The sequence below is a fragment of the Pseudomonas triclosanedens genome (genome assembly GCF_026686735.1).
In the GTDB taxonomy this organism is placed as follows: Bacteria; Pseudomonadota; Gammaproteobacteria; order Pseudomonadales; family Pseudomonadaceae; genus Pseudomonas; species Pseudomonas triclosanedens.
Map to the genome: position 1 here is coordinate 4,052,788 of NZ_CP113432.1, position 25,920 is coordinate 4,078,707.

The 25,920-nt window shown below is 63.5% G+C and carries 28 protein-coding genes; 13 read left to right on the plus strand and 15 right to left on the minus strand.

Annotated features, from left to right (window positions below; translation table 11 throughout):
• Positions 1-9 precede the first annotated feature (9 nt).
• The 5 genes from puuE (at position 10) to OU419_RS18745 (ending at position 5,384) form a co-directional block, all read left to right on the plus strand.
• Positions 10-945 (plus strand): allantoinase PuuE, encoded by a 936-nt coding sequence (gene puuE / locus OU419_RS18725; protein WP_254475875.1) that lies wholly within the window; start codon positions 10-12, stop codon positions 943-945.
• Positions 942-1,457, plus strand: coding sequence for a 2-oxo-4-hydroxy-4-carboxy-5-ureidoimidazoline decarboxylase (gene uraD / locus OU419_RS18730; protein ID WP_254475877.1), 516 nt, complete (start codon positions 942-944; stop codon positions 1,455-1,457). The genes puuE and uraD overlap by 4 nt, the downstream gene beginning before the upstream one ends.
• 67 nt (positions 1,458-1,524) lie before the next feature.
• Entirely contained in the window at positions 1,525-2,025 is a 501-nt protein-coding gene (locus tag OU419_RS18735) for an ureidoglycolate lyase (protein WP_254475879.1), read from the plus strand.
• 201 nt (positions 2,026-2,226) lie between these two features.
• On the plus strand, positions 2,227-3,546 hold the full coding sequence (locus OU419_RS18740) for a urate hydroxylase PuuD (RefSeq protein ID WP_254475880.1): 1,320 nt from the start codon (positions 2,227-2,229) through the stop codon (positions 3,544-3,546).
• A gap of 491 nt (positions 3,547-4,037) precedes the next feature.
• On the plus strand, positions 4,038-5,384 hold the full coding sequence (locus tag OU419_RS18745; protein ID WP_254475882.1) for a nucleobase:cation symporter-2 family protein: 1,347 nt from the start codon (positions 4,038-4,040) through the stop codon (positions 5,382-5,384).
• A gap of 78 nt (positions 5,385-5,462) precedes the next feature.
• Here OU419_RS18745 and OU419_RS18750 read toward each other — a convergent pair whose 3' ends face one another.
• Together OU419_RS18750 and OU419_RS18755 are read right to left on the minus strand one after the other, a co-directional pair.
• Positions 5,463-7,022, minus strand: a complete 1,560-nt coding sequence (locus OU419_RS18750) for a methyl-accepting chemotaxis protein (protein WP_254475884.1) — start codon at positions 7,020-7,022, stop codon at positions 5,463-5,465.
• 137 nt (positions 7,023-7,159) lie between these two features.
• Positions 7,160-7,591, minus strand: a complete 432-nt coding sequence (locus OU419_RS18755) for a hypothetical protein (protein WP_254475886.1) — start codon at positions 7,589-7,591, stop codon at positions 7,160-7,162.
• A gap of 112 nt (positions 7,592-7,703) precedes the next feature.
• Between OU419_RS18755 and OU419_RS18760 the strand changes: the two genes are divergently transcribed.
• Positions 7,704-8,483, plus strand: a complete 780-nt coding sequence (locus OU419_RS18760) for a 2OG-Fe(II) oxygenase (RefSeq protein WP_254475888.1) — start codon at positions 7,704-7,706, stop codon at positions 8,481-8,483.
• Here OU419_RS18760 and OU419_RS18765 read toward each other — a convergent pair whose 3' ends face one another.
• The 4 genes from OU419_RS18765 to OU419_RS18780 form a co-directional block, all read right to left on the minus strand.
• Positions 8,484-9,665: an O-antigen ligase family protein gene (locus OU419_RS18765; RefSeq protein WP_254475890.1), complete on the minus strand. Its 1,182-nt coding sequence runs from the start codon at positions 9,663-9,665 to the stop codon at positions 8,484-8,486.
• Between the two features lie 390 nt (positions 9,666-10,055).
• Positions 10,056-10,556: a hypothetical protein gene (locus OU419_RS18770; RefSeq protein WP_254475892.1), complete on the minus strand. Its 501-nt coding sequence runs from the start codon at positions 10,554-10,556 to the stop codon at positions 10,056-10,058.
• 99 nt (positions 10,557-10,655) lie between these two features.
• Positions 10,656-11,030 (minus strand): hypothetical protein, encoded by a 375-nt coding sequence (locus OU419_RS18775; RefSeq protein ID WP_254475894.1) that lies wholly within the window; start codon positions 11,028-11,030, stop codon positions 10,656-10,658.
• Positions 11,031-11,039: 9 nt separating this feature from the next.
• On the minus strand, positions 11,040-11,642 hold the full coding sequence (locus OU419_RS18780; RefSeq protein WP_254475896.1) for a hypothetical protein: 603 nt from the start codon (positions 11,640-11,642) through the stop codon (positions 11,040-11,042).
• Positions 11,643-12,132: 490 nt separating this feature from the next.
• Here OU419_RS18780 and dusA point away from each other — a divergent pair, with 490 nt between their 5' ends.
• Positions 12,133-13,131 (plus strand): tRNA dihydrouridine(20/20a) synthase DusA, encoded by a 999-nt coding sequence (gene dusA / locus OU419_RS18785; RefSeq protein ID WP_254475898.1) that lies wholly within the window; start codon positions 12,133-12,135, stop codon positions 13,129-13,131.
• Positions 13,132-13,193: 62 nt separating this feature from the next.
• Complete coding sequence (gene tal / locus OU419_RS18790; RefSeq protein WP_254475900.1) at positions 13,194-14,114, plus strand: transaldolase; 921 nt, start codon at positions 13,194-13,196, stop codon at positions 14,112-14,114.
• 63 nt (positions 14,115-14,177) lie between these two features.
• Here tal and rssC read toward each other — a convergent pair whose 3' ends face one another.
• The 4 genes from rssC to OU419_RS18810 form a co-directional block, all read right to left on the minus strand.
• Complete coding sequence (gene rssC, locus OU419_RS18795) at positions 14,178-14,660, minus strand: anti-sigma factor antagonist RssC (protein ID WP_207886472.1); 483 nt, start codon at positions 14,658-14,660, stop codon at positions 14,178-14,180.
• Complete coding sequence (gene rssB, locus OU419_RS18800; protein WP_254475902.1) at positions 14,657-15,841, minus strand: two-component system response regulator RssB; 1,185 nt, start codon at positions 15,839-15,841, stop codon at positions 14,657-14,659. Before rssB ends, rssC begins: the two co-directional genes overlap by 4 nt.
• 185 nt (positions 15,842-16,026) lie before the next feature.
• The gene (locus tag OU419_RS18805; protein ID WP_254475904.1) at positions 16,027-16,731 is read right to left on the minus strand and encodes an MlaA family lipoprotein; all 705 of its coding nucleotides are present in this window, start codon (positions 16,729-16,731) and stop codon (positions 16,027-16,029) included.
• A gap of 190 nt (positions 16,732-16,921) precedes the next feature.
• A complete protein-coding gene (locus OU419_RS18810) occupies positions 16,922-17,638 on the minus strand; it encodes a UTRA domain-containing protein (protein WP_254475906.1) in 717 nt (238 codons plus the stop codon).
• A 111-nt stretch (positions 17,639-17,749) separates the two neighbouring features.
• Here OU419_RS18810 and OU419_RS18815 point away from each other — a divergent pair, with 111 nt between their 5' ends.
• From OU419_RS18815 to OU419_RS18825, 3 genes are all read left to right on the plus strand, one after another.
• Positions 17,750-18,493 carry an HAD family phosphatase gene (locus tag OU419_RS18815; protein ID WP_254475908.1) on the plus strand — a complete coding sequence of 248 codons (744 nt, stop codon included), beginning with the start codon at positions 17,750-17,752 and terminating at the stop codon, positions 18,491-18,493.
• Positions 18,490-19,071, plus strand: coding sequence for a phosphonate degradation HD-domain oxygenase (locus tag OU419_RS18820; protein WP_254475910.1), 582 nt, complete (start codon positions 18,490-18,492; stop codon positions 19,069-19,071). The genes OU419_RS18815 and OU419_RS18820 overlap by 4 nt, the downstream gene beginning before the upstream one ends.
• Positions 19,072-19,148: 77 nt before the next feature.
• Positions 19,149-19,412: a DUF4404 family protein gene (locus tag OU419_RS18825; protein ID WP_254475912.1), complete on the plus strand. Its 264-nt coding sequence runs from the start codon at positions 19,149-19,151 to the stop codon at positions 19,410-19,412.
• A gap of 55 nt (positions 19,413-19,467) precedes the next feature.
• Here OU419_RS18825 and queF read toward each other — a convergent pair whose 3' ends face one another.
• From queF to OU419_RS18850, 5 genes are all read right to left on the minus strand, one after another.
• Positions 19,468-20,298 (minus strand): NADPH-dependent 7-cyano-7-deazaguanine reductase QueF, encoded by an 831-nt coding sequence (gene queF, locus OU419_RS18830; protein ID WP_254475914.1) that lies wholly within the window; start codon positions 20,296-20,298, stop codon positions 19,468-19,470.
• 166 nt (positions 20,299-20,464) lie between these two features.
• On the minus strand, positions 20,465-21,172 hold the full coding sequence (locus OU419_RS18835; protein ID WP_254475916.1) for a copper resistance protein B: 708 nt from the start codon (positions 21,170-21,172) through the stop codon (positions 20,465-20,467).
• A gap of 9 nt (positions 21,173-21,181) precedes the next feature.
• The gene (locus OU419_RS18840) at positions 21,182-22,903 is read right to left on the minus strand and encodes a copper resistance system multicopper oxidase (protein WP_254475917.1); all 1,722 of its coding nucleotides are present in this window, start codon (positions 22,901-22,903) and stop codon (positions 21,182-21,184) included.
• Positions 22,904-22,917: 14 nt separating this feature from the next.
• Entirely contained in the window at positions 22,918-23,469 is a 552-nt protein-coding gene (copI, locus tag OU419_RS18845; RefSeq protein WP_254475919.1) for a copper-resistant cuproprotein CopI, read from the minus strand.
• Between the two features lie 171 nt (positions 23,470-23,640).
• Complete coding sequence (locus OU419_RS18850; protein ID WP_268171951.1) at positions 23,641-23,772, minus strand: hypothetical protein; 132 nt, start codon at positions 23,770-23,772, stop codon at positions 23,641-23,643.
• 114 nt (positions 23,773-23,886) lie between these two features.
• On the opposite strand from OU419_RS18850, the gene OU419_RS18855 reads away from it, so the two are divergent.
• The gene (locus OU419_RS18855) at positions 23,887-24,570 is read left to right on the plus strand and encodes a heavy metal response regulator transcription factor (RefSeq protein ID WP_254475921.1); all 684 of its coding nucleotides are present in this window, start codon (positions 23,887-23,889) and stop codon (positions 24,568-24,570) included.
• A complete protein-coding gene (locus OU419_RS18860) occupies positions 24,564-25,880 on the plus strand; it encodes a heavy metal sensor histidine kinase (RefSeq protein WP_254475923.1) in 1,317 nt (438 codons plus the stop codon). The genes OU419_RS18855 and OU419_RS18860 overlap by 7 nt, the downstream gene beginning before the upstream one ends.
• The last annotated feature ends 40 nt before the right edge of the window (positions 25,881-25,920 follow it).

Sequence of the window (25,920 nt, forward strand, 5' to 3'; positions counted from 1 at the left end):
AACACTGCAGTGAGCGCTGACTACCCACGCGACCTGATCGGTTACGGCAATAACATCCCCCACCCGCACTGGCCGAACGACGCCCGCATCGCCCTGTCCTTCGTCCTCAACTATGAGGAAGGCGGCGAGCGCAACATCCTGCACGGTGATGCCGAATCCGAAGCCTTCCTCTCCGAGATGGTCGCCGCCCAGCCGCTCAAGGGCGAACGCAACATGTGCATGGAGTCGCTGTACGAGTACGGCAGCCGTGCCGGTGTATGGCGCTTGCTCAAGCTGTTCAGGAAGTACGACCTGCCGCTGACCGTGTTCGCCGTGGCAATGGCCGCCCAGCGCCACCCCGAGGCAATCCGCCAGATGGTCGCCGACGGCCACGAGATCTGCAGCCACGGCTACCGCTGGATCGACTACCAGTACATGGACGAAGCGCAGGAGCGCGAGCACATGTTCGAGGCCGTGCGCATTCTCACCGAGCTGACCGGCCAGCGCCCGCAAGGCTGGTACACCGGCCGCCTGGGCCCGAACACCCGCCGCATCGTGCGCGAGGACGGCAACTTCCTCTACGACTCCGACACCTACGACGACGACCTGCCCTACTGGGACCCGGCCAGCACCGCCGAGAAGCCGCACCTGGTAATCCCCTACACCCTGGATACCAACGACATGCGCTTCACCCAGGTGCAGGGCTTCAACAAGGGCGATGACTTCTTCGAGTACCTCAAGGACGCCTTCGACGTGCTTTACGCCGAGGGCGCCGAGGGTGCGCCGAAGATGCTTTCCATCGGCATGCACTGCCGCCTGCTGGGCCGTCCGGCGCGTATGGCTTCGCTGGAGCGTTTCATCCAGTACGTTAAAGGTCACGAGAAAGTGTGGATCACCCGCCGCGTCGACATCGCCAGGCACTGGTACGAGAACCACCCGTTCAAAGCGCAGGAGAACAAGGCATGAGCCGCTTCCAGACCCTGACCCCGGCCAGCCTTGACCGCGCCGCCTTCGTCGCCGCTTTCGCCGACATCTACGAGCACTCCCCGTGGGTCGCCGAGAAGGCCTATGACCTGGGTGTCGACGACAGCCTGAACGACATCGAGCTGCTGCAGCAGCGCATGGCCGACATCCTTCTGTCCGCCAGCCGCGAAGCCCAGTTGGCATTGATCAACGCGCACCCGGACCTCGCCGGCAAGGCAGCGATTCGTGGCGAGCTGACCGCCTCCAGCACCGCCGAACAGGCCGGCGCCGGCATTCAGGACTGCACCGCCGAGGAGTTCGCCCGCTTCACGCAGTTGAACGACGCCTACAAGGCCAAATTCGGCTTCCCCTTCATCAAGGCAGTGAAGGGAAGCAATCGTCACCAGATCCTGGCTGCGTTCGAAGAGCGCATCCACAACACGCCGGAGCAGGAGTTCCAGACCGCCCTAGCGGAGATCAACAAGATCGCGATGTTCCGCCTGCAGCAGCTCTGAGCGAGCGGACCTTCACGCCCTTCTCCTCGAAGGGACCCAAGCGAACAACGATATAAGAAGACCAGCCATGCGTACCCTGAAGATCGAGCCGTTGACCAAGGAAGCCTTCGCCCCGTTCGGTGATGTCATCGAGACCGAAGGCAGCGATTTCTTCATGATCAACAACGGCTCAACCCGCCGTTATCACAAGCTCGCCACCGTCGAAACGGCGCAGCCCGATGACAAGGCGATCATCAGCATCTTCAGCGCCGAGTCACTGGAGATGCCCTTGCGCATCCGCATGCTGGAACGCCATCCGCAGGGCAGCCAGGCGTTCATACCGCTGCTCGGCAACCCCTTTCTGATCGTGGTCGCGCCACTTGGCGATGTACCTGTATCGGGCCTCGTCCGCGCTTTCCTGTCCAACGGCAAGCAGGGCGTCAATTACCACCGCGGCGTCTGGCACCACCCGGTGCTGACGATCGAAAAGCGGGATGACTTCCTGGTGGTCGATCGCAGCGGTTCTGGCAACAACTGCGACGAGCATTTCTTCACCGAGGACGAACAGCTCCTCCTCGACCCCCAATGAGGTTCCGACTGAGCGTCGTCGAGTGACGATGAGGCAAGGCGAAAGCCGGCGAGGCAAGCGCAGTTTGCGATTGTAAATGAGCATTCCGGGCCGGCTTTCAACGCAGCATCATCAGCACGCAGACACGCACAGGTGGAAACTGAACTAATAAGAGAGGCCCGCGCATTGCGACGGCAAAGTCCGGGCAAGAGGTAAAAAACTGTGGAAGCACATCTCATCGAATGGCTGAACCTGCTCGTCCGCTGGATCCACATGATCGTGGGTATCGCGTGGATCGGCGCCTCGTTCTACTTCGTCTGGCTGGAAAACAACCTCAACCGCGCCAACCCGCGCGAGGGGCTTTCCGGTGACCTCTGGGCGATCCACGGTGGCGGTATCTACCACCTGGAGAAGTACAAGCTCGCCCCGCCGAAAATGCCGGACAACCTGCACTGGTTCAAATGGGAAGCCTACTCGACCTGGCTGTCGGGTGTCTGCCTGCTGACCATTGTGTTCTACCTGAACCCGACCCTCTACCTGATCGCCCCCGGTAGCGACCTCGCTCCGGCCGCCGCCATTGCCATCGGCATCGGCTCGCTGATCGCCGGCTGGTTCATCTACTCCACCCTGTGCGACTCGCCGCTGGGCAAGACCCCTGCCCTGCTCGGCGCCATCCTGTTCGCCCTGCTGGTGCTCGCCGCCTACCTGCTCAGCCAGGTGTTCAGCGGTCGCGGTGCGTACCTGCACGTGGGCGCCATCATCGGCACCATCATGGTGGGCAACGTGTTCCGCGTGATCATGCCGGCCCAGCGCGCGCTGGTTAAGGCCATCGAAGAAAACCGCGAGCCCGACCCGGTACTGCCGGCCAAGGGCCTGCTGCGTTCGCGCCACAACAACTACTTCACCCTGCCGGTGCTGTTCATCATGATCAGCAACCACTTCCCGAGCACCTACGGCAGCCACTACAACTGGCTGATCCTGGCGTGCATCGCGGCGCTGGCGGTAATCGTGCGTCACTACTTCAACACCCGCCACGAAGGCAACGGCATGGCGTGGGCCCTGCCCGCCGGCGCCGTCGGCATGATCGCCCTGGCATTCGTCACCGGCCCGAACTGGCCGAGCAGCGATAACGCCGCCGGCGCCCAGGCCGCCAAGGTCGAATACCAGCCGCTGCCGGAAACCGCCATCGGTGGCAAGACTGCCGCCGAACGCGCCAAGGAAGAAGCTGCCAAACCCGCCGCCGAGCCGGCTCCGGCCCAGGCTTCCGCCGCCGCTCCCGACACGAACTTCGACAAGGTCCACCATGTCATCCAGGAGCGCTGCGCCGTGTGCCACTCGGCCAAGCCGACCAGCAACATGTTCAGCACTGCGCCAGCCGGCGTGATGTTCGACACCCCGCAGCAGATCCAGCAACTCGCCCCGCGCATCCAGGCGCAGGCGGTGGCTTCGCAGGTAATGCCGCTGGGTAACATCACCCAGATGACCCCGGAAGAGCGCAAGCTCGTGGGAGACTGGATTTCCAAAGGCGCCCAGGTTAATTGAGCCTGCGGCACGGCCAGAAAGACCGCACCTTCGGGTGCGGTTTTTTTATGCCTGCCAACCCGGGCAGCGCCGCACGCATCAGGTCAGTTGCTCCAGCGAGAACATCGCACGCCGGGATCGGAACCAGAGGATGACCGCGCCGAGCCGCTCCTGCGGACAGCTCGGCGCCACCTCGCAGCAGCGGATCTTGTCCACACTGCGTTATGCACGCGCAAATGCCGTTGAAACAAAAAATGTAGTCCATTCGACAAATGGCTACACGAAGCTGAGAGCCCCGCAACACGCGGCCTAGAGCTATGCAGCACTCAAGAGACACAACGTGACCAGCCAGTTGTATACAAAAAACGATTGAACACGATACACATCGAAGTTATAAAGTCCCGCACCGCTTCACCCGCTCGGCCCCGGGGGTGAATGATGGCCAGTATTTCCCGTCTGCCACGTCCAATCTGGCAGCCAGCGACTGACAACAATAAAAACTGAGGTGTTGCATGTCCGTGGTAACTGAGCGCCGCATTCCCGGCTCGCCTGTCGACCAGCGTTTGCCCTTGCTGCAACTGCTGCTGGTCGGATTCCAGCACGTTCTCCTGATGTATGGCGGCGCCGTCGCCGTTCCGCTGATCGTCGGCCAGGCCGCCGGCCTGTCCCGCGAAGAAATCGCCTTTCTGATCAATGCCGACCTGCTGGTCGCCGGCATCGCCACGCTCGTGCAATCGCTGGGCATCGGCCCGGTGGGTATCCGTATGCCGGTCATGATGGGGGCGAGTTTCGCCGCCGTCGGCAGCATGGTGGCGATGGCCGGGATGCCAGGTGTCGGCATGACCGGGATCTTCGGCGCCACCATCGCCGCCGGCTTCTTCGGCATGCTGATCGCGCCATTCATGAGCCGCATCGTGCGCTTCTTCCCGCCGCTGGTGACCGGTACCGTAATCACCTCCATCGGCATGTGCCTGTTCCCGGTGGCCATCAACTGGGCTGGCGGCGGCAAGGGCGCTGTCAACTTCGGCGCCATCGAATACCTGGCGCTGTCTTCCTTCGTACTGGCAGTGATCCTGCTGATCAACCGTTTCCTGAAAGGCTTCTGGGTCAACGTCTCGGTACTGATCGGCATGCTGCTGGGCTACATCATCGGCGCCAGCATGGGCATGGTCAGCCTGGATGGTATCGAGCAGCGCCCGTGGTTCGACGTGGTTACGCCGCTGCACTTCGGCACGCCGGAGTTTCACCTGGCGCCCGTGCTGTCCATGTGCCTGGTGGTGGTGATCATCTTCGTCGAGTCCACTGGCATGTTCCTCGCCCTGGGCAAGATCACCGAGACTGAAATCTGCCCCAACCGCCTGCGCCGCGGCCTGCTGTGCGATGCCAGCGCATCGTTCGTCGCCGGCTTCATGAATACCTTTACCCATTCCTCGTTCGCCCAGAATATCGGCCTGGTGCAAATGACCGGTGTGCGCAGCCGCTACGTCACCGCCGCCGCCGCGTTCTTCCTGATCGCCCTGAGCCTGCTGCCCAAGGCCGCTTTCCTGGTCGCCTCGATTCCGCCGGCGGTACTGGGTGGCGCGGGCATCGCGATGTTCGGCATGGTCGCTGCCAGCGGCATCCGCATCCTCCACGAAGCGGACATCGTCGACCGCCGCAACCAGTTGCTGGTGGCGGTGAGCATCGGCATGGGGATGGTTCCGGTGGTACGCCCGGACTTCTTCGCCGCACTGCCCCAGTGGATGGAGCCAATCACTCACAGCGGCATCGCGATGACCGCGATCTGGGCCGTGGTACTGAACATCCTGTTCAACATCCTCGGCGAGCAGGGCCGCGACGCCCTCTGCGGGCATCACTGAGTCCCCTTTCACGGGCGCTTCCCGAGCGCTCGTTTCAAAGCCGCGTACACTCCTTCGCGGCTTTTTTTCGTCTGCCCGTTACGCTTCGGGGCGATAGCCCAGGCGCAACCCGCCCCACTGCCTGCCACCGACGAAGATCGGCACCGAGAGGTCGTGCATCAGCTCGCCGGTATCCCGGCAGTACGTCTGCAGCAGCATCGGCTGGGCATGGCTGCCGCAGCGCAGGCCGGTGCGGTCGTTGAACAGGCGCTTGCCGCGGCTCTTGAGCATGTCCACCTGGGCATCGCCGCACGGCGGGTGGTTGAACGCCTGGTTGTGCGTCGGCACGTAACCTTCGGCCGTGCAGGCGATGGCGAAGACCAGCCCTTCGTGACGCTGCAGCAGGTCCTCCTGGATACGCGGCAGGACTTCGTCGGTGTAGCGGTCGAAGCGGGTCCGGTACTTCTGCGGATGAGTGCCCGGCAACGGCTGGTAGTCCCGGTCGAACAGGTCTTGCGCCGTGATGCGTCCGTCCTCGATATCCGCCTCGAAACGCGCACCGATCGCCTGCGCGCCCTCACGGGCCAGGTCATAGGCGCGCTGGTGGTAGTCGTCCAGCGCGACCTGGGCCAGGCGTTCGCTGACCGCCTCGGCCTGCGCCTCCAACTGGATGGCCGCCTCTGCCAGGCGATGGGTCTGCTCGTCGCTGACTCGCAAGTCGCCGCGAACCTGCTCGACCGCCGCGAACAGGCTGTCCAACTGGCTGCGGTTGATTTCAGCGCCTTCGGCGATCTCGGTGATCTGGGTTTCCACCGTGGCGGCCAGGCCGGCGATGTTCTGCAACTGCCGTCCGGTGCTTTCCACCTGCCCCACGCCCTGCACCAGGTCGTCGGCCAACTGGCGGATCTGCTCCACTACTTCGCCGGTCTGGCGCTGGATGTCTTCGATCATCTGGCCGACCTCGTCGGTGGCTTCAGCGGTACGCCCGGCAAGGCCGCGCACCTCTTCCGCCACAACCGCGAAACCGCGCCCGTGCTCGCCGGCACGGGCCGCCTCGATCGCGGCGTTGAGCGCCAGCAGGTTGGTCTGGCTGGCGATCGACTGGATCACCTGAGTGACCCTCTGGATGTCCTCGCTGCGCTGGTTGAGCGTCTCGATCAGCGCACGGCTGGCATTGGCGCGGTCGCTCAACTGGTGCATGCAGTCGATGGCAGCCTGCAACTCCCCGCGCCCCGCATCGCTTCCAGCGCGCGCACGGGCAGCGGCGTCCATTGCCTGGCGCGCCAGATTGGAGGTTGCGCGTTCGGTGTGGATCATCACCTCGGCGCTGCCGACTATCTGCTCCGCGGCCGCCAATTGGGATTCGAGGCGCTCCACCAGGCGTTGCACCGAATAGGAGACGCCGGCGGCAGACAAGGCATTGCGACTGGTTCCGCGCGACAGCTCACGGGTCAGTTCGGCGATGTCAGGCAAGTGCGCCGGCTCGCCCGGCAAGGCCGGACGCCAATGCAGGAACCACGGCACCCAGAGCAGCGCCGCGCCCAGCAACAGGCACAGCGACAAGGGCCAGCCGCCAAGAGCCTGGGCGATGAACAGCAGCACCAGTCCGGAAGTCTGCAGGGAAAGGGTAAGGACGATACGCGGACGCGCGGTATCCATGTCGGCAGCTCTCTTCTTGCAGGCTGGCCGCAGCGAAACAACGCTGAAGCGGCCGAAGCCCTGATTGTTCTTGTCAGGGCCATTAGGCCGCCTGTACCACCCTCCGGCTATCGTTCCTTAGTGGTAGACGCCAGGCGCTAGAGGCAGCCCCGCACAGCGCGGGCAATAGTGTCGCCGGGCGTGGTCGCTGAGTATCGATGGAGCACCACGTCGCTGCCGGCATCGTTCGCCGTTACCTCCAGCAGCGCCTCGGGCGCCTGTCCGGCAGCACCCGGCATCAACAGGCGATAGCCGAAGCGAATTTCTCTGACCGACGCCGTGGCGCGATAGGACTGCCATTGCGGCAGCAGACAGGTCATGTAGGTAGATGGCGACCTTGCTGTCGCCAACCGGGTAGCCGGTGCGTTTTCCTTCAGCAGACCGGGGGAACTGCACGCAGCCAGACCGGCACACAGCAATAACATGGCCACTGGTTTCATGAAGGTGTTCCTTCTTGCGCACGCTGGAAGGTTGGTACGGGCATTTATGGCGTCCGGATCAATGAAACCGCCGACGAAGCGCACGCTCATCTAGACCGACATTTCCCGTTACAACTAAAATGCCGCATGGCGCAAGGCCAGCCTACCTCGGAAAGGCACTTGCGCGCACCTCCCGCTCCCGCCCTTTTCAAGGCCTGCCCCAATGTCACTGTTCCTGAATGATCGCCTGTTGCGCGATTTCGCCACGGAAGACTTCGCCAGCCAGCGACCATTCCCCTGGTACTCCTTCCAGGACGTCCTTCGTCCCGAAGCCTTCGAGGCGCTGTACCGGGAGTTCCCCAGCCTGGAACTGTTCGAGCGCCACAACGGCATCACCCGCGCCTATGGCCAGCGTCCCCACAACCGCTACTACCTGGCCTACGAGCGCTCGATCTACAACGACCGCGAGGCGGGTTCGGAAGGCGTTGTCGCCCTCGGCGACCTGCCAGTGGTCTGGCAACAATTCATGCTGGAAGTACAGGGCAACTCGGAATACGCGGCATTCGCCAGGCGCATGCTGGGGGTGGACGACTTCGTCGTGCGCTTCGCCTGGCACGTCGGGGTGAATGGGTCGGAGGTGTCGCCCCATCGCGACAGCCACACCAAGCTCGGCACCCACATCTTCTACTTCAATACCAGCGAAGACTGGCAACCGGAATGGGGAGGCTCGATCCTCGTGCTCGATGGCAAGAAGGTACCGCAGGACAACCCGGACCTGAGCGACTTCGAGAGCGTCCGGGGCTGCGATATCCGCGACAACCGCAGCTTCCTGTTCAAGAACACCGAAAACGCCTGGCATGGCGTCGAGAAGCTGACTTGCCCGGAAGGCCGCTACCGTCGGTTGTTCAACGTCGTCTTCGAGCCGGTTCGGCAGAACCAGGCGCGCGAGGAGAAGCTCCGCGACGGCGCCAAAGGCTGGCGCCGCCTGCTGTCCCGGGCCTGATCAGGCCGGCTGAGCGCCCAGCATGGATTGGCCGGGCGCTTGTGGCCGCGAGGCCGACGGCGGTGAAGTGGTTGCCGCCAGCGCCCCCGCCAGGGGCAGCCAGAACCACATCCAGACCACGTTCGGCGCCGCAACGAAGAAGTGCAGCTCGACGGCGAACACCACCGATGCCGACGCCAACAGAGCGAACCACAGGCGCGCCAGTGGAGCACTGCTGCGCCACAGAGCCCACAGGCAGACTGCCAGCACGATGATCATCGAGGCCAGGCCAAACACGCCGAACTGATAGAGCACCTCCAGATAAAGGCTGTGCGGGTTATGCACGACCTGCCCCGTACTCAGCACCACTTCGCCAAGCTCGGTATGTGCGCCGTGGCCGAACCACCAGTTCTCGCCAACCCGATCGAATACAGCGCGCCAGACTTCATCCCGGTAGGTCAGCCCGCGAGAGCCGAACTCGTATGCCAACTGGCGATACCCGCCTACGACCGCCGCCAGCGCGCCCAGCGCCAGTACTGCGAACGCCGCCAGGCGCATCCGCCCCCTGGCCACGCTCAGCACCAGCAGAACCGCCCCCGCCAGCGCGGCCACCCAGGCCGCACGGGAGAAGGTGAAGTACAGATACACGCCCAGGACCAGCACGCACACGATCCACAGCGAGACCAGCGCGGGTTTCCGGCTGCGCAACAGCAGCCAGACACCCACAACGAAGCTGAAGGCATAGTGCATGCCCGCCTCGATGGTGATGCCGAAATCGGCAACCCCCGGCACGCCGGAATTATGGAGGCCCATCACCCGGTAACCGAGTGCGAACTCACCGGTCAGCACCTTGTGCACCAGAGAGAACCCGGCAAACCCGGCCCCTGACAGGACTCCAATGCCCAGTACGATCCGCCAGGTGCGACTGTCCTGGCCGCCCAGAACCATCACCATAAGGGTGAACACCAGCAGCAGCAGCAACTGCCGGACCGAACTGTAGGAGTCCGCGGCGATAGCGTTCGCCTGCAATCCCACCCAGAACAGCACGAACACCACGAACGTCGCGCTCAACAGCCGGGCGCGCTCGCGGAACAACTGAACCGTCAGCACCAGCAGCGACAATCCGCAGAGCAGACGCAGCGTCTTCTCCCAGTTACCCGACTCCGTCGGCCACCAGAAGCGCCCCACCAACAAGCAGATCAATGTCGCCGTCCCTAGAACGATGCCTGCCGCTTTCAGCCAATCTGCATATTTACTGGATTGCATATCTCGCCCATACGCCCCATCAGGTCGACGCGCACTATACACGCACAACCTACGCGCCACTAAGCACCCAGTGGAGAGGCGATGAACGTACGACTTTCGTGACTCAGAGCACATCGATACCCGTCGGGACGACGCCAGCCGGCTCGAGCACAATGCCACCACCAGGCCCACTCTTCGCCAGATACAGGCCCTTGGGCCACGGTCCCCAGCGCAGCCCGGGCAGTGGACGCGCCGCGCCCGTTGCGCAGTGCCAGCACAGCTCCGCTCCCCGGCAGGCAGAAATAAAAAAGCCGGCAGGACCGGCTTTTTTGTGGGTGGCGATTTCCGTCAGAAATCGAGATCGTATTTCTTCACGAACTCTTCGTCAGACAGTCCCTTCATCTCTGCCAGTTTGGCTTCGTACATATCCAGCCTCGGCTTGAGGACGCCGTACAAAGGGGCTTGCTCGCCGCGCGGGTCATTCTTGAGCAGGTAATCAACCTTCTCCTTCGCCTCGTCACGGCTCTTTTCGATATCAGCGGTCTGAACCGCGCGGCTCTTGTCCAGCAGGTACTTCCAAGAGCCCTTGCCGACTTCATGCACGCCAGCGACGTCTTTGCCATCGAGGGCTTTGGCGAACTCGGCAGGATTCTTGTACTGCTTCTGGATGCGGATAAGGTCGGCTTCGAAAGTGTCGCGCTCAGCCCCCTTGAGGCTCATCTTGATCTGGGTGATTGAAGCCTTGGCGGTGGATGGGCTGGTGCCATCGATGGCGGTTACCTTGGACTCGCCACAAGCGCCCAGCGCCAGGAACGAAGCGATCAGCGCGACCTTACAGAACTGCATCATTGAAATCCCTGTCCTGCTATCAGTGAGTTATTGAGCAATTGGTGCGGCCGCATAGTAGCCATATAGTCACCAAACCGATATCCCTCCGCAGCTTCTGCGCTATGCGGCCTGCTCCTGACTCTTCTCTTGCCTGGCGCGAATACCAGCTCTGATTTTGCGGGCGAACGGCGCCGGGATCAGTGTCAGGATCATCAGGTACAAAGCCACCCAGAGAATATCCGGCCCCGGAGTCAGGATCTTCAGCACCATCGGAATGACCGAAAGGCTGGACGGGATGATGAAGGCAAGTATCGCGGTAGGAAGTGCCAGCAGGCCTGCCAGCAATCTGGGCATCCAGAAACTCTCATAGATCCCGACAACGCCAAGATAAACTTCCCGCCAGGTCGCCCCCTCCGTCCCCGAAGCGATGAAGATGGCGGGAGCCACGACGAGAAACATGAACAGCGGCCAGCACAGCAGATAAATCTTCTTCATATCCCGCCCTCAGGTTCTCGCTTTCATGACAAGGCGCTGGATGGCCGGAATTCTCGAGTCCCGATCCAGGAAGCCGGAAATCTTGTATTTCTTTCCTGCACTGGCTCCCTCGACCGTCAGCAGAACCCTGTCAAAGTTCTGGAAATCCAGCCTGAACCGAGGGCAGTCGCCCTCCCCCTGGAACACATTGACACCTGATGACTTTCCAATCAGCGATCTGGAAAACTCGGTTTCCCCCTGGATTCTGCAAAAGCCTTTTTCGTACCCGTCTCCAACGGCGGAAATGAACCGCTCCGGCACACCGGCACCTCTAAGTTTCTGCACATCCTTTCCCGAAAAGGCCAGATGGAACCCGAGTCCCTTATAGTCCACCGGCCTCTTGTCATAGATGTAGCCGCTCGTGACCAAGTCGAAGTCGAGCCGGATATCATCCGTCCCGCCATTCGCGAAGAGCTGCTTGTTCACATCCATATTGCCCTGCCAGCGATCCGCGACAGGAGAGCGCGACATTCCGAAGCCGACATCTGCAATCACAGAAAAGATTGCAAAGGCAATGACAGCCCTGGTGAAGCTTTGAAAGCGGAAGGGGTAATAGACTTCGCCACTGCTCACGCCAGATATCCCTATGCCAGAAAGAGTTGCGAATAGTATCAATGCGCCATTACCTGTCAATGACACTTGGGGCCATTTCCACAATCGCTGTTGAACATCCGGCGCCCAAAGAACTTCGTAGATACGCAGGCTATTCCGCCGGGAAAGAAAACCGCAGTAGCTCCACAGTCCGTACGAGACCAGCCGGTCTCTTTGAATACGAAAGTTAAATGCAACTCCGTAGACCATCCTGCGGCCTCATAGCTACACAAAGACCATGAATAATTATCCTGTGCAGATATTCATGGGAGAGCTCAGCCGGAGTTCTCACATCGACCAGCCTTGAACTCCCCGCAGAAACTCAAACTCTTCAGGCAGCCCAGTTCTCTTTCGATGACGTCCTCAGCCTCGGAAACAGGCTTTCCAGACGCCATACGCCCGCAACATCCCCATCCAGCGCCATCCCCTGATAAAATCCCCTCCCTGCTTCACTCCCCTTGCCGAACTCCCGATGCTCCCAGAACCGACCGCCGCCCCTGCCGCCCTCTCCCGCCGCTTCTCCGTGGCGCCGATGATGGATTGGACCGATCGCCACTGCCGCTTCTTCCTGCGCCAGCTCTCGCGCCACGCGCTGCTCTATACCGAAATGGTCACCACAGGCGCTCTGCTCCACGGGGATAGCCATCGTTTCCTGCGCCATGACGAGTGCGAGCACCCGCTCGCCCTGCAACTGGGTGGCAGCGTGCCGGCAGACCTGGCCGCCGCGGCGAAGCTGGCTGAGCGGGCCGGTTACGACGAGGTGAACCTGAACGTCGGCTGCCCCAGCGACCGCGTGCAGAACAACATGATCGGCGCCTGCCTGATGAGGCATCCGGCACTGGTGGCCGATTGTGTAAAGGCCATGCTCGATGCGGTATCCATCCCGGTGACAGTCAAGCACCGCATCGGTATCAATGGGCGGGACAGCTACGAAGAGCTGTGCGATTTCGTCGGCCAGGTGCGCGACGCAGGCTGCCAGAGTTTCACCGTACATGCGCGGATCGCCATCCTCGAAGGCCTGTCGCCCAAGGAAAACCGCGAGATTCCGCCACTGCGTTACGACATCGCCGCGCAACTCAAGCGTGATTTCCCAGAGCTGGAGATCATCCTCAACGGCGGCATCAAGACACTGGAGGAATGCCGCGAGCACCTACAGGTGTTCGACGGCGTGATGCTCGGTCGCGAGGCCTACCACAACCCCTACCTGCTGGCCCAGGTGGACGCCACGCTGTATGGCTCGGCTACCCCGACCATCAGCCGTGCGGATGCGCTACGCCGCCTGCGCCCGTATATCGAGCGCCATATTGCCGAAGGTGGCGCCATGCACCATGTGACCCGCCATATCCTCGGCCTGGCGCAAGGATTCCCGGGGGCGCGGCGCTTCCGCCAACTGCTTTCGGTGGACGTGCACAAGGCCGCCGATCCGTTGGCACTGTTCGATCAGGCAGGCGAACTTCTCGAAGGCCATTGAGTCCCGTTGAGCGGCGCATCGGCCTCGGGTAAGGTCGATGCACCGCAAACGGAAGACTCGCCATGACCTCCAAGCTGGAACAACTCAAGCAGTACACCACGGTCGTCGCCGATACTGGCGATTTCGACGCAATTGCCCGCCTGAAGCCGGTGGATGCCACCACCAACCCGTCGCTCCTGCTGAAAGCCGCCACACTCCCCCGCTACGCCGAACACCTGGCGCGCGCCACCGAAGGAAGCCAGGGCGACGCCGGCCTGGCTTGCGACCGCTTCGCGGTGGCAGTGGGCAAGGACATCCTTGGCGTGATTCCGGGCCGCATTTCCACTGAAGTGGACGCGCGCCTGTCGTTCGACAGCGAAGCCACACTGCAGCGCGCCCACCGCCTGATCGACCTGTACGACCAGCAGGGTGTAGGCCGCGACCGCGTGCTGATCAAGATCGCCTCCACCTGGGAAGGCATCCGCGCCGCCGAACGACTGGAGCGCGAAGGCATCCAGACCAACCTGACCCTGCTGTTCTCCTTTGCCCAGGCCGCAGCCTGCGCCGACGCCGGCGTATTCCTGATCTCGCCCTTCGTCGGCCGTATCTATGACTGGTACAAGAAGGCCAACAACCGCGACTACGTTGGCGCCGAAGACCCCGGCGTGCAATCGGTATCGCGTATCTACCGCTACTACAAGGCCAACGGCTACGAAACCGTGGTGATGGGCGCCAGCTTCCGCAACCTCGGCCAGATCGAGCAACTGGCCGGCTGCGATCGCCTGACCATCAGCCCCGATCTGCTGCAACAACTGGCCGACGCCCAGGGCGAGCTTCCGCGCGCCCTCCAACCCGGCGGCGGCGAGGCGCGCCAGGTACTGGACGAAAGCACTTTCCGCTGGCAGATGAACGAAGACGCGATGGGCACCGAGAAGCTGGCGGAAGGCATCCGCCTGTTCGCCCGCGACCAGGAGAAGCTCGAAGCCCTGCTCGCTGGCCGCTGAGGCAGGCGCGGACGAATGAAAACCGGCGCCCAGGGGCGCCGGTTTTCATTGGAAAGCATTGGCTCAGTGACGCTCTAGCGCACTCACCAGATCGTGGAAGGCTTCACGGTTGGATTCGTTGAGCCCCATCAGGATGCGGTGGGCCTCCAGAACTTTGCTGCGCACCACGTCTTCGGACTGGTCCTGTGGCGGCAGATCGGTAAGGCAATCCGTACACGGAATCGGACGGTCGACGATATTGAACACCTGATCGAAGCCCATCGACTGCAGCAGCCGCGTGATATCCGGGTTGGTCGTTACCAGCGTAGGAAGCAACCCCACCTTCTGCCGCGAGAGAATGGACAGCTTGGCCAAAAGGCCCAATGTCGTGCTGTCGATGCTCTGGGTTTCCGTGAGATCGATGATGATCGCCGAGAAATTCAACGCAGCGAAGATTTTTTCAATGGTGGCATCCAGCGCCGAACACAGGGTCAGTCGGACTTCGCCCACGAACTTCAGGACGAATGAGCCATCCTGCTCGGCGAACTGGATTTTACCGGTACTCATGCAAGGTTCCTGCTCAACACCAGCAAGGCAATATCATCCGGCATCTCGGATAACTTGGCCAGCCCGAAGACCTGACGCAAGCCATCCAGCGTTCCGCCGGCGGCGACGACCTGCTGTGGCAGAGCCGTCTCCTTTTCCTTCAGGGTAGACCCCGGCAGCACGTCGAGGATGCCATCCGAGAACAAGGAGAGACTGAATGACTTGGGAAGATCAAGGACATGATCCTCGTAAGCCGCTTCGTCGAACAGCCCTACCGGCAGGCCGCGGCCTTCCAGATAGCGGGCTTCGCCGTCGACATAGAGCACCGGCAGCGGCAAATGGCCGCCGATGCTGTAGGTCAGACGGTCGGTCTCCAGGTCGATCACGCCACCGAGCATGGTCACGTGCTTGCCCAGATTGCAGTTGATCAGCCCACGGTTGATATGGCCGAGGACATCCGACGGCTTGAACTCCGGCAACATGTCGTTGCGCCTGGATTCGTACAGCAGACGCGTGGTCATGAACTTCAGCAGCACAGTGACGAATGCCGACGAGGCGCCGTGCCCGGAAACGTCGGCCAGATAGAATCCGATGCGACGGGCATCCACGCGGAAGTAATCGACGAAATCACCCGACAGGTACAGCGACGGGATGATCTGGTGGGAGAAGGTCATGCCTTCGGATTCCCACGGTGTCTCCGGCAGCATGTTCATCTGCACCTGACGACCGGCGTTCTGGTCTTCCTGGAGCAGGTTCAGGCTGGCCTGCAGCTCGCGGTTGGCGGTTTCCAGCTTCTCGCGGTAGCGGCGGTTTTCCGAACGCAGGAAGGCGCGGTCCAGCGCCCGGCGTACCGAGTGTTCCAGAACGGCAAGATCTTCCAGCGGCTTGATCAGGTAGTCGGCGGCACCAAGGCGAAGGGCCTCGACCGCATCGCTCATGACACCGGCTCCCGACAGCACGATGACCGGGGTTTCCACCGCCATCTCGCTGACGCGACGAATGAGTTCCAGACCATCCATCTGCGGCATGCGCAGATCGCAGATCACAAGGTCGGGCAGTTCGTGCTCGAACACCTGCAGGCCCTGCTGACCATTGGTGGCCTGCAGGACTTTGAATCCGCTGTCTTCCAGGTAGGCGGCGAGGCTTTCGCGAACGACATCGTCGTCATCGATGATCAGCAGCGAGGCACTGGGTTTGTGCATGGGTCATCCAGGCAAACGGCGCCGGAGGTGGTAGTGATGGCGCTCAGTTCAGGGAACAACGGCGCGGGTCGGGTTCGACAAGGCGCAGACACTACTCCCATCCGCTCGACGGTTCAAGCACGCGCCACCCGCGACCGGAAATGCCGGATGCGGGGGCGATACAGGGAGAGTGCGCGAGGCCCGAATCAGAAGTCGTCTTCGACCTGACCGTCCTTGACCTTGAACTCGCGGTTCTGCAGGTAGGCGTTGCGGATGAAGTTGTACTTGTCGCCGCTGATCAGCTTCTCGGACTTCAGCAGGTCGGCGCGGGTATCGATGATGTCCACGCCGTGAATGCTGTTACGCACCGATACATTATCAATGTACGGATAGGCGCCGGTGTAGGCATCCGGGATCAGCGACGGGGCGTCGCGCAGGGTGCTCGGGCCGAGCAGCGGCAGCATCACGTACGGGCCGCTGCCTACGCCCCAGGCACCGAGCGTCTGACCGAAGTCCTCGTCGTTGCGGCGCAGCCCCATGTGGGTGGCGACGTCGATGAAACCGGCCAGGCCGAAGGTGGTGTTGAACAGCAGGCGGCTGGTATCGACGCCGGCGTCGCGGACCTTCAACTGCAGCAGGTCGTTGACCAGGTTGCGGACGTCACCGATGTTGCTGAAGAAGTTGTGTACGCCGTCCTGGACGAAATTCGGCGTCACCTTCTGGTAGCCCTGCGCCAGCGGCTTCAGCGCGTAGGTATCGAGCGTGTCGTTGAAGGTGAAGATGGGACGGTTGATGCTCTCCCACGGGTCATCCTCGCTCGCGGCCTGGGCCAGGAAAGGAATCATCGCCAGACCGGTGGCGGCGAGCAGGCTGAGGCAACGTTTCGTCCATTGGACGCCTAGTGGGCGCATCGGTGATTCTCCAGTGAATGACTTTCCGGGCCCGCCAGGCAGGCCCGCTACGCGGGCGAAGTATATAGATCCGCGAGCGTTTTGGTGACTAGAAGCGCCATCGCCGGACTTCGAACATGACGCCACCGTGGGAGTGCCCCAGGCGGTACATCATCCGCAGGAACTCTCACCAATAGAGCATAGTGCTACTTCAGTCCGGATAGCGCGCTTCGATGACTATTTCCAGTGCATCCGAGCGCCAGAACTCCCGGTCGAACTCCACCAGCCGCCCTCCCGCCACATAGCTCGCGCGCCCGACAAACAGGCCGGGAGAACCCGGTGTGAGCTGCAGCGGCGCGGCCTGCTGGTCGTCCAGCGCGGTGGGATGCATCGCCAGCTCGCAGCGCGACAGGCTCAGCCCCAGCCGCTCCCGCAACACGCGGGTCAGGGACGTATCGAGCGCTTCGTCCAGCAGGCCCGGACACCAGCCGGCATCCAGGGTGATCTCCTCAAGCATCACCGGGCGCTCGTCGACCCAGCGTCGGCGGCGGATCCAGAACACCTCGGCATCGTCCGCCAGCCCCATGCGCCGGGCCAGCGCGGCGCCAGCCTGGCGGCGCTCGGCGGCAAGCACCTCGGTGCGCGGCGCACGGCCCTGGGTCTGCACGTAATCCATGAAACCGGTGGTACGGGTCGGGTTGTAGCGGATGCGCGGCGGCGACACGAACCAGCCTCGACGGTTCTCGCGGTACAGCACGCCCTCAGTCTCCAGTTGCTGCAACGCTTCGCGCAGGGTGATGCGCGTGCAGCCGAACCGCTCGGCCAGCTCACGCTCGGCCGGCAGCCGCCGGCTCAGCGCGGCGCTGGCAATGTCGCGCAGCAACTGTTCGCGGATACGCAGGTATTGGGGAATGGGATCGATCGCCATGTTGCTCTCTCAGGCCACTGCGCGGCGATTATAACGACGCACAGGCGGTTTTCACCGGACCGTCATATTGCCTCTCTAATCTGGCCTAGACCATTGACCAGACACCCCACCATGTCCACATCCGCCGACCTTCCGCGCTTCACGACCCTGCTGTTCGGACTGTCCGGTGATCTGGTGGATTTCGGCGCAAGGACGCTGCCGGTAGCCCTGCAGCGCGTCTGTCCCGATTGTCCGCCGGAACGCCTGGCCAACGCCCTGACCCTGCCGTCCGACGCAGCCCTTGAGCACGCGCTCGAGCGCTACGCCGACGAGCGCGAGCGGGAACGCTTGCGCGACGCTCTCGAACATGCGGCCCGCGACCACGCCGAACCCACGCCCGGCGCCCTCGACGTCCTGCAAGGGCTGCGCGAGCGCGGCATTCCCTGCGCATGGCTGGAAGAACTGCCTGGCGCCACGGCGCAGACCCTGGCCACTCATCTCGGCCAGCAGCTTGCCGGCGGATTCACAACCGATGGCCGCCGCTGGCCTGCGCCAGACGCCTGCTGGCAGGCACTGATACAGCTTGGCAGCCCTCGTCTGGACGGCTGCGTACTGGTGAGCGGCCAGCCACGCCTGCTGCAGGCCGGGCTGAATGCCGGGCTGTGGACCATCGGCCTGGCCGCCAGCGGCCCGCTCTGCGGGCTCGCGCCCGGCGACTGGGACGCCCTGGACATGCCACAGCGCGACCGCCGGCGCTCTCAGGCCACCCTAGGCCTCTACCGGCTGGGCGTGCATTCGGTCATCGATCACCTGGGTGAGCTGGACTCCTGCCTGCAGGACATCGCCACCCGCCGCCTCAAAGGAGAAAAGCCATGACCTCCGCTCGCCACCACTTCATCGACGAGTTGGCCGAACGCTTCGCCAGCCACGGAGCGGAACCCTACGGCGAAGCCATCAGCCAGGCCGAGCACGCGCTGCAATGCGCGACGCTGGCCGAACGCGCCGGCTGTTCCGACAGCCTGGTAATCGCCGCCCTGCTCCACGACATCGGCCATTTGTACGAAGACCCGGCGTTCCTCGACACCCAGGACCTGCGCCACGAAGAGTTCGGCGCCAACCTGTTGCGCGAGCTGCTGCCCGAATCGGTCTGGCAGCCGGTACGCCTGCACGTGGCGGCCAAGCGTTACCTCTGCGCCGTCGACCAGGCCTACCACGCGAGCCTGTCCTGGGCCTCGCGGCAGAGCCTGGCGCTGCAGGGCGGCCCGTTCGATGCGCGGGGGGCGGCAGCCTTCCTCAGCGCGCCCTACGCGCAGGACGCCATCACCCTGCGGCGCCTGGACGACCTGGGCAAGGACCCGGCCATGCGCACGCTGGAGCTGGAGCACTTCTTCCCGCTGCTCGGACGCATGCTGCGACTTGATCGGCATCAGGCAAGCCTGCGCGTCGCGGGTTAAGCTCAAAGGCATGGCGATGGACCTTTTGCCCAGCGGGCGCGGTCCATCTTGGGTACGCACCGCAGAAGGACACCACCATGCCGACACAACGCCTCCAGGAAGAACTCCAGGCCCTGCGCGACCAGTTGGAGCGCCAGCCACCGCTCAACACGGAAGAGCGCGAGTCGCTGCAAGCCCTGATCAAGGACATCGAAATGCAGATGGCCACCGAAGAGGCGCTGGCCGATGAGACACTGACCGACAGCATCAACCTCGCCGTAGAGCGCTTCGAAGCGAGCCATCCGATGCTGGCCGGCACCCTCCGCTCGATCATGCAGAGCCTGGCGAACATGGGCATCTGAACCGTGTCAGCAAAAAGAAAAACCCGGCCAAGGCCGGGTTTTTCGAATCCACGCCTTACTGGCGAACCAGCCGGCGATTAGCCGGCAGCACCGCCTCGCTGCTGCGGTAAGGGTTGATATCGAGTCCACCACGGCGCACATAGCGCGCATATACAGTCAGGCGCGCCGGTTGCAACAGGCGTTGCAGATCAAGGTAAATGCGCTCGACGCACTGCTCGTGGAAGTCCTGATGCTGACGGAACGACACCACGTAGGCCAGCAGGCTGGCCGCATCCAGCGCAGGGCCGCTGTAGTCCACCACCAGGGTGCCCCAGTCCGGCTGGCCGGTGACCGGGCAGTTGGATTTCAGCAGGTGGCTATAAAGAACCTCGTCCACCCGGCGGGTATCGTCGCAACGCAACAGTTCGGGACGCGGATGGCCGTAACCGTCCACCGCCACGTCCAGATCATCGACACAGATACCATCGAGCGACGCAATCCCTTCGCGCGCCACCTCATCCAGGCTGCGCACCCGCACACCCACTGGCGCGCCAGCGGCGGCGGACAGGTCACGCTGCATCATCTCGCACACCGCGTTGGCGCTGTCGAAGACGCTCTGGTTCAGCGAGTTGAGGTAGAGCTTGAAGGACTTGGACTCGATGATGTTCGGCGAGTTGGCGGGGATGGCGAACTCGCCGATCGCCACCACCGGCTTGCCCGAAGCGGTCAGCCACGACAACTCGTAGCAGTTCCAGATGTCCACGCCCTGGTACGGCAGGGTCTGCGCGGTCAGCCCCAGTTCGGCCCACTTGGTCGCCCGCGAGATCGGGAACAGCAGTTCCGGGGTATAGGTGGAGACGTATTCGCTGGATTTGCCCAGCGGCGAGTGTTCGGCGGGATGGTGCATGTGGGGGACCTGCTGGATCGGCGATGCGGGCGGTGGCACGAGGCGGCGAGTGTATACAAACTCGCCACCTCTTTCAGCCTCCGGCGGACGAGCCGGAGGCCCCGACGCAGTCAGCAGGCGTCTTTGCAGGATGGGTAGCGCTCCACCCTATCCTGCAAAAAGCACATCAGAACCACATCCGCACGCCGGCGACCCAGTAGCCTTCCTCGTCATCCTCGCCCTCGGCGCGGGCAATGTCGCCATTGCGCCCATAGGACTTGTTCCAGACATAACCGAAGTACGGCGCGAACTCGCGGCGCACCTCGTAACGCAGGCGCAACCCGACCTCCAGTTCGCTACCGCCCGCCCCTACACCGATATCGCGGTCATCCGCCAGAGCCAGGTTGTACTCCAGCGCCGGCTCAAGGATCAGCCGCTGGGTCAGCAGCAGTTCGTACTCGGTCTCCAGGCGCAACGACGGGTCGCCGCGCTCGCTGAGGAACAGGTTGGCATCCACCTCGAACCACTGCGGCGCCAGGCCCTGGATACCGAACACCGCGTAAGTGCGCGACGGCCCCGGCTGGTCGTCGTAGCGCACGCCGGCCTGCAGGTCCCAGAAATCGGCAACCATGCGCTGGTAGAGCAACTGCATTTCGTTGTCGGTGGTCGGCCCGCCGGCATCGCGTTCGCCCTCCAGCTTCAGGCGCAGCTTCTGGTAATCGGTGCCGTACCAGCCCTGGGCTTCCCAGCCCAGGCTCTGGTCGTTGCCGTGGAAGCGGCTTTCAAGGCGCTGGATCAGTAGCGAGCCCATCGGCATATCGTCCATCTCGGCGCTTTCCACAGGCAGCGCCAGGCCCAGGGCCGCCGCGCAGGCGACCGTTGCTATGCGTTTCATGGCGACTCCTCAGAGAGCGGCGCTGGCGGGGGCCGGTTCGACGATGACCTTGCGGAACATGCCGGCGGCCATGTGGTAGATCAGGTGGCAGTGGAAGGCCCATTCGCCCAGGGCATCGGCCGGAACGTCGACGTCCAGGGTGCTGCCGGGCGCCACGCTGACCACGTGCTTGAGCGGGTTGAAGCGGCCGTTGCCCTTGTCCAACTGCATCCACATGCCGTGCAGGTGCATCGGGTGGGTCATCATGGTGTCGTTGATGAAGCGGATGCGTACCCGCTCGCCGTAGGTCAGGCGGATCGGCTCGGCCTCGGAGTACTTCTTGCCGTCGATGGACCAGAAATAGCGCTCCATGTTGCCCGTCAGGCGGAACTCGATGGTGCGATCCGGTGCGCGATAGTCCGCGTAGGGGCGCATGGCCTTGAGATCGGAGTAAACCAGCAAGCGATTGCCCGGTTCGGCCGGCTGCGGGGTGAGACCGCTGCCGGGGGCGTAGTCGGACTTCGACGCCGCGGCACCGCCCATCGCGGAATGATCCATGCCCTGCATCGAGGAGTGGTCCATGCCAGCCATGCTGGAGTGATCCATGCCCTGCATGGACGAATGGTCCATCCCGGCCATATCGGAACTTTCACCCTGCTTCGGCATCGCCATGCCGCCGTGGTCCATGCCGCCATGCGCCATGCCCATGTCGGCCATGCTCAGCAGCGGCCGTTCGCGCAGCGGCGGGATTTCACCCTGCATGCCGGCGCGCGGTGCCAGCGTGGCGCGGGCGTAGCCGCTGCGGTCCATTGCCTCGGCGAAGAAGGTGTAGGCGCGGTCATCCTGCGGCTGCACGATGACGTCATAGGTCTCGGCCACCGCAATGCGCAGCTCGTCCACCGTCACCGGCTGCACATCGTTGCCGTCGGCCTGCACCACAGTCATCTTCAGGCCGGGGATACGCAGATCGAAATAGCTCATGCCAGACCCGTTGATGATGCGCAGGCGCAAGCGCTCGCCCGGTTTGAACAGCCCACTCCAGTTCTGCTCGGCGTCCCGGCCATTGACGAGGAAGCGGAAGCCGGCGATATCGGCGATATCGGTCGGCGTCATGCGCATGCTTCCCCAGTCCAGGCGGTCGCGCAGGGTCGCCATGAAGCCATTGGCGCTGGAGTCGGCGATGAAGTCGCCCAGGGTGCGCTGGTTGCTGTTGTAGTAGTCGCTCTGCTTCTTCAGGTTGGCGAACACGGTTTCCGGTTTAGTGTCGTGCCAGTCGGCCAGCAACAGCGTGTATTCGCGGTCGTAGCGGTACGGTTCGCGCTGTTTCGGCTCGATCACCAGCGGGCCGTACAGCCCCTCGATTTCTTGGAAATCACTGTGCGCGTGATACCAGTAGGTGCCGGACTGCTTCACCGTGAAGCGGTAGGTGAAAGTCTCGCCTGGCTTGATCCCGGGGAAGCTGATGCCCGGCACACCGTCCTGGGTATAGGGCAGGATCAGCCCGTGCCAGTGCAGCGAGGTATCGCGGTCGAGGGTATTGGTGACGCGCAACTCGACATCCTCACCCTCCTTGAAGCGCAACTCCGGCGCGGGTGTCTGCCCGTTCACCGTCAGTGCCTTGCGCGCACCGTCGGAGAGCTGCAGGCGGCCCTCGCCGATAGTCAGCTCATAAACACCCGCCAGCGCCTGGGCGAACGGTGCCAGCAGCATCGCGCCCAGTGCCAGGCGCGGCCACATCCTTGCTCGGCTCATGTCGGCTCTCCCGTTCAGGGCTTGACGTTCAGCTTGCCGACCATGCCGGCCTGGTAGTGGCCCGGCACGTTGCAGGCGAATTCCAGGCTGGTGGCCTTGTTGAAGGTCCAGGTCAGCTCGGCAGTCTTGCCCGGCTCGACCAGCACGCTGTTCGGGTCATCGTGCTTCATCATCTGACCCATCGGCATGTTGCCGTGGCCCATCTTGCTGTGATCCATCTTGCTCATGTCGTGCTGCATGCCAGTAGGAGTGAGCATCCCGGAGTCCATCATCTGCTGCATTTCCTTCTGGTGGCCGGCGTGCATCGCCGCGCTGCCCAGGTTGAATTCGTGCAGCAGGCTGCCCTTGTTGTGGATCACGAAGCGCACGGTCTCGCCCGCCTTGATGTCCAGCGACTCGGGCTCGAAATACATTTCGCCGAGGTTGATTTCCACCGTGCGAGTGGCCTGGTCGGCTTTGGCCGGCTTGCCGAAGTCATAGCCGTGGCCGGCATCGGCAAGCACCGGCAGGCTGAATGCCACGGCGATGGCCAGGGCGGAAGCGCAGAACAGATGACGCAGGGACATGGCAGTACTCCTCTATTTGGTTGGCCTCATCCTCGCTTCCAGCGCCTGCCGGCTGGCTGTCGGGAACATTACAGTTATGTCAGCTTCGCGACCGCCGCCGCGCCAGGGTTTATAAAGACCATGAAAAAAAGCCCGCCAGGTGGCGGGCAAGGGCATCACGATGAATGAGGCTCAGCAGTGGCGCGTCGCGCTGGCTGTGCGCTCCTGCATGGCCTGGAAGACGATGTCCCCTCCGCTGTCGGCCATCGCCGGCGCGAAGGGAAACAGCAGGACCGAGAACAGTGTGGCGATGAGCAGGTGCATGGCGGGTCTCCCTGGAGGATTCGCTTGCAGTCTGCACCGCCCAGGCTGTCAGCCGGCTGACCTACTGATTACCCTATCGAAAGCTGCGCCCTGGGCGCGTGAATGGAAAACCGGATGAAACTCCTCATCGTCGAAGACGAACCCCGTATCGGCCAATACCTGCAGCAGGGCCTTACCGAAGCCGGCTTCGCCGTGGATCTCTGCCAGGACGGCAATGAAGGCATGCAACTGGCGCTCAGCGGTGAACACGACCTGCTGATCCTCGATGTGATGCTGCCGGGCCGCGATGGCTGGCAGATCCTCCAGGCGGTGCGACAGACCGGCAGCGCGGTGCCAGTGCTGTTTCTCACCGCGCGCGATGCGGTGGAAGATCGCGTGCGCGGCCTGGAGCAGGGCGCAGACGATTACCTGGTAAAGCCCTTCGCCTTCGTCGAGCTGCTGGCCCGCGTACGCACCCTGTTGCGCCGCGGCGGCCAGCAATTGCAGGAAACCACCCTGCAACTGGCCGACCTGGAACTCGACCTGCTGCGCCGCCGCGTGCAACGCGCCGGCAAACGCATCGACCTGACAGCCAAGGAGTTCGCCCTGCTGGAGCTGCTCCTGCGCCGCAGTGGCGAGGTGTTGCCCAAGTCGCTGATCGCTTCGCAAGTGTGGGATATGAACTTCGACAGTGACACCAACGTCATCGAAGTCGCTATCCGCCGCCTGCGCGCCAAGGTCGACGACGAATTCCCGCAACGCCTGATCCACACCGTGCGGGGCATGGGCTACGTGCTCGAAGAGCGCGACGCATGCTGAGCGCCCGCCTCCCGCTGGGCGTTCGCCTGAGCCTGCTGTTCGCCGCCTGCACCGCCGCCGTCTCGCTGCTGGCCGGCATCGTGTTCAGCCGCGCCAGCGAGGCGCACTTCGTCGAACTCGACCTCCAGGTGATGGACGGCAAGCTGGCAATCTTCCGCGACATCCTCGCTGGCGTCGCCAACCCCGTCCAGTTGCAACCCCACGCCGCCGAACTGGGCCGGGAGCTGGAACGCCACCCCGACCTTGGCCTGAAGCTCCAGGGGGCCGACGGCCAGGTCTGGTTCGAGCAGCGTCCGGCGATGATCATGCCCGGCGAGGAACCCGCCTTCCGCGAGCTGCGGGCGCCGCTGGACCCGGCTGCGCCCAACGGCCGGCAACTGACGCTGGTGCTCGACATCACCCATCACCAGCACTTCCTGCAACGTATGCAGCGACTGATCTGGCTGACCATGAGCCTGTCGGCGCTGGCCACCGCGCTGCTCGGCGCCTGGGCCGCACGCAGCAGCCTGGCGCCACTGCGGCGCATGAGCGAAGTCGCCGCCAGGGTTTCGGCACACTCGCTGACGACCCGCCTGGATGCGAGCCAGATGCCGCAGGAGCTGCGCGGCCTGGCCGGCGAGCTGAACGCCATGCTGGCCCGGCTGGAGGAAGCGTTCCAGCGTCTGTCCGCGTTCTCCGCCGACATCGCCCACGAGCTGCGTACGCCACTCACAGGGCTGCTCACCCAGACCCAGGTAGTGTTGTCCCGCTCGCGCACGCTGGAGGACTACCGCGAAGCGCTGCACGGCAACCTGGAGGAGCTGGAACGGCTGACCGCGATGGTCAACGACATGCTGTTCCTGGCCAAGGCCGACCACGGCCTGCTCGCGCCCAACCGGCAACCGCTGGCTATGGCCGAGGAAGTGGACGAACTGCTGGAGTTCTACGCGCCGCTGGCCGAGGAGCGCGATATACGTCTCGAACGGTTGGGCAACCTGCAGGTGCGCGGCGATCGCCCGCTGCTGCGCCGCGTGCTGGCCAACCTGCTGGACAACGCCCTGCGCTTCACCGCCGAGGGCGGTGCCATCCGCGTCCTCCTGGAACCCGGACGCCTCACCGTGGAAAACCCCGGACACGAGATTCCCGCCGAGCGCCTGTCGCGCCTGTTCGACCGCTTCTACCGCGCCGATCCGGCCCGCCGCGAAGGCCAGGGCGAACACGCCGGGCTGGGCCTGGCCATCTGCCGCTCCATCGTCCGCGCCCACGGTGGTGAGATTCGCTGCGAGTCGGCGGATGGCTGGACGCGATTCATCATCGAGTTTCGCGCCTGAGGCCGAAGGCGAAACGCCGGCGCCTGAAAGGAAAAAGGCC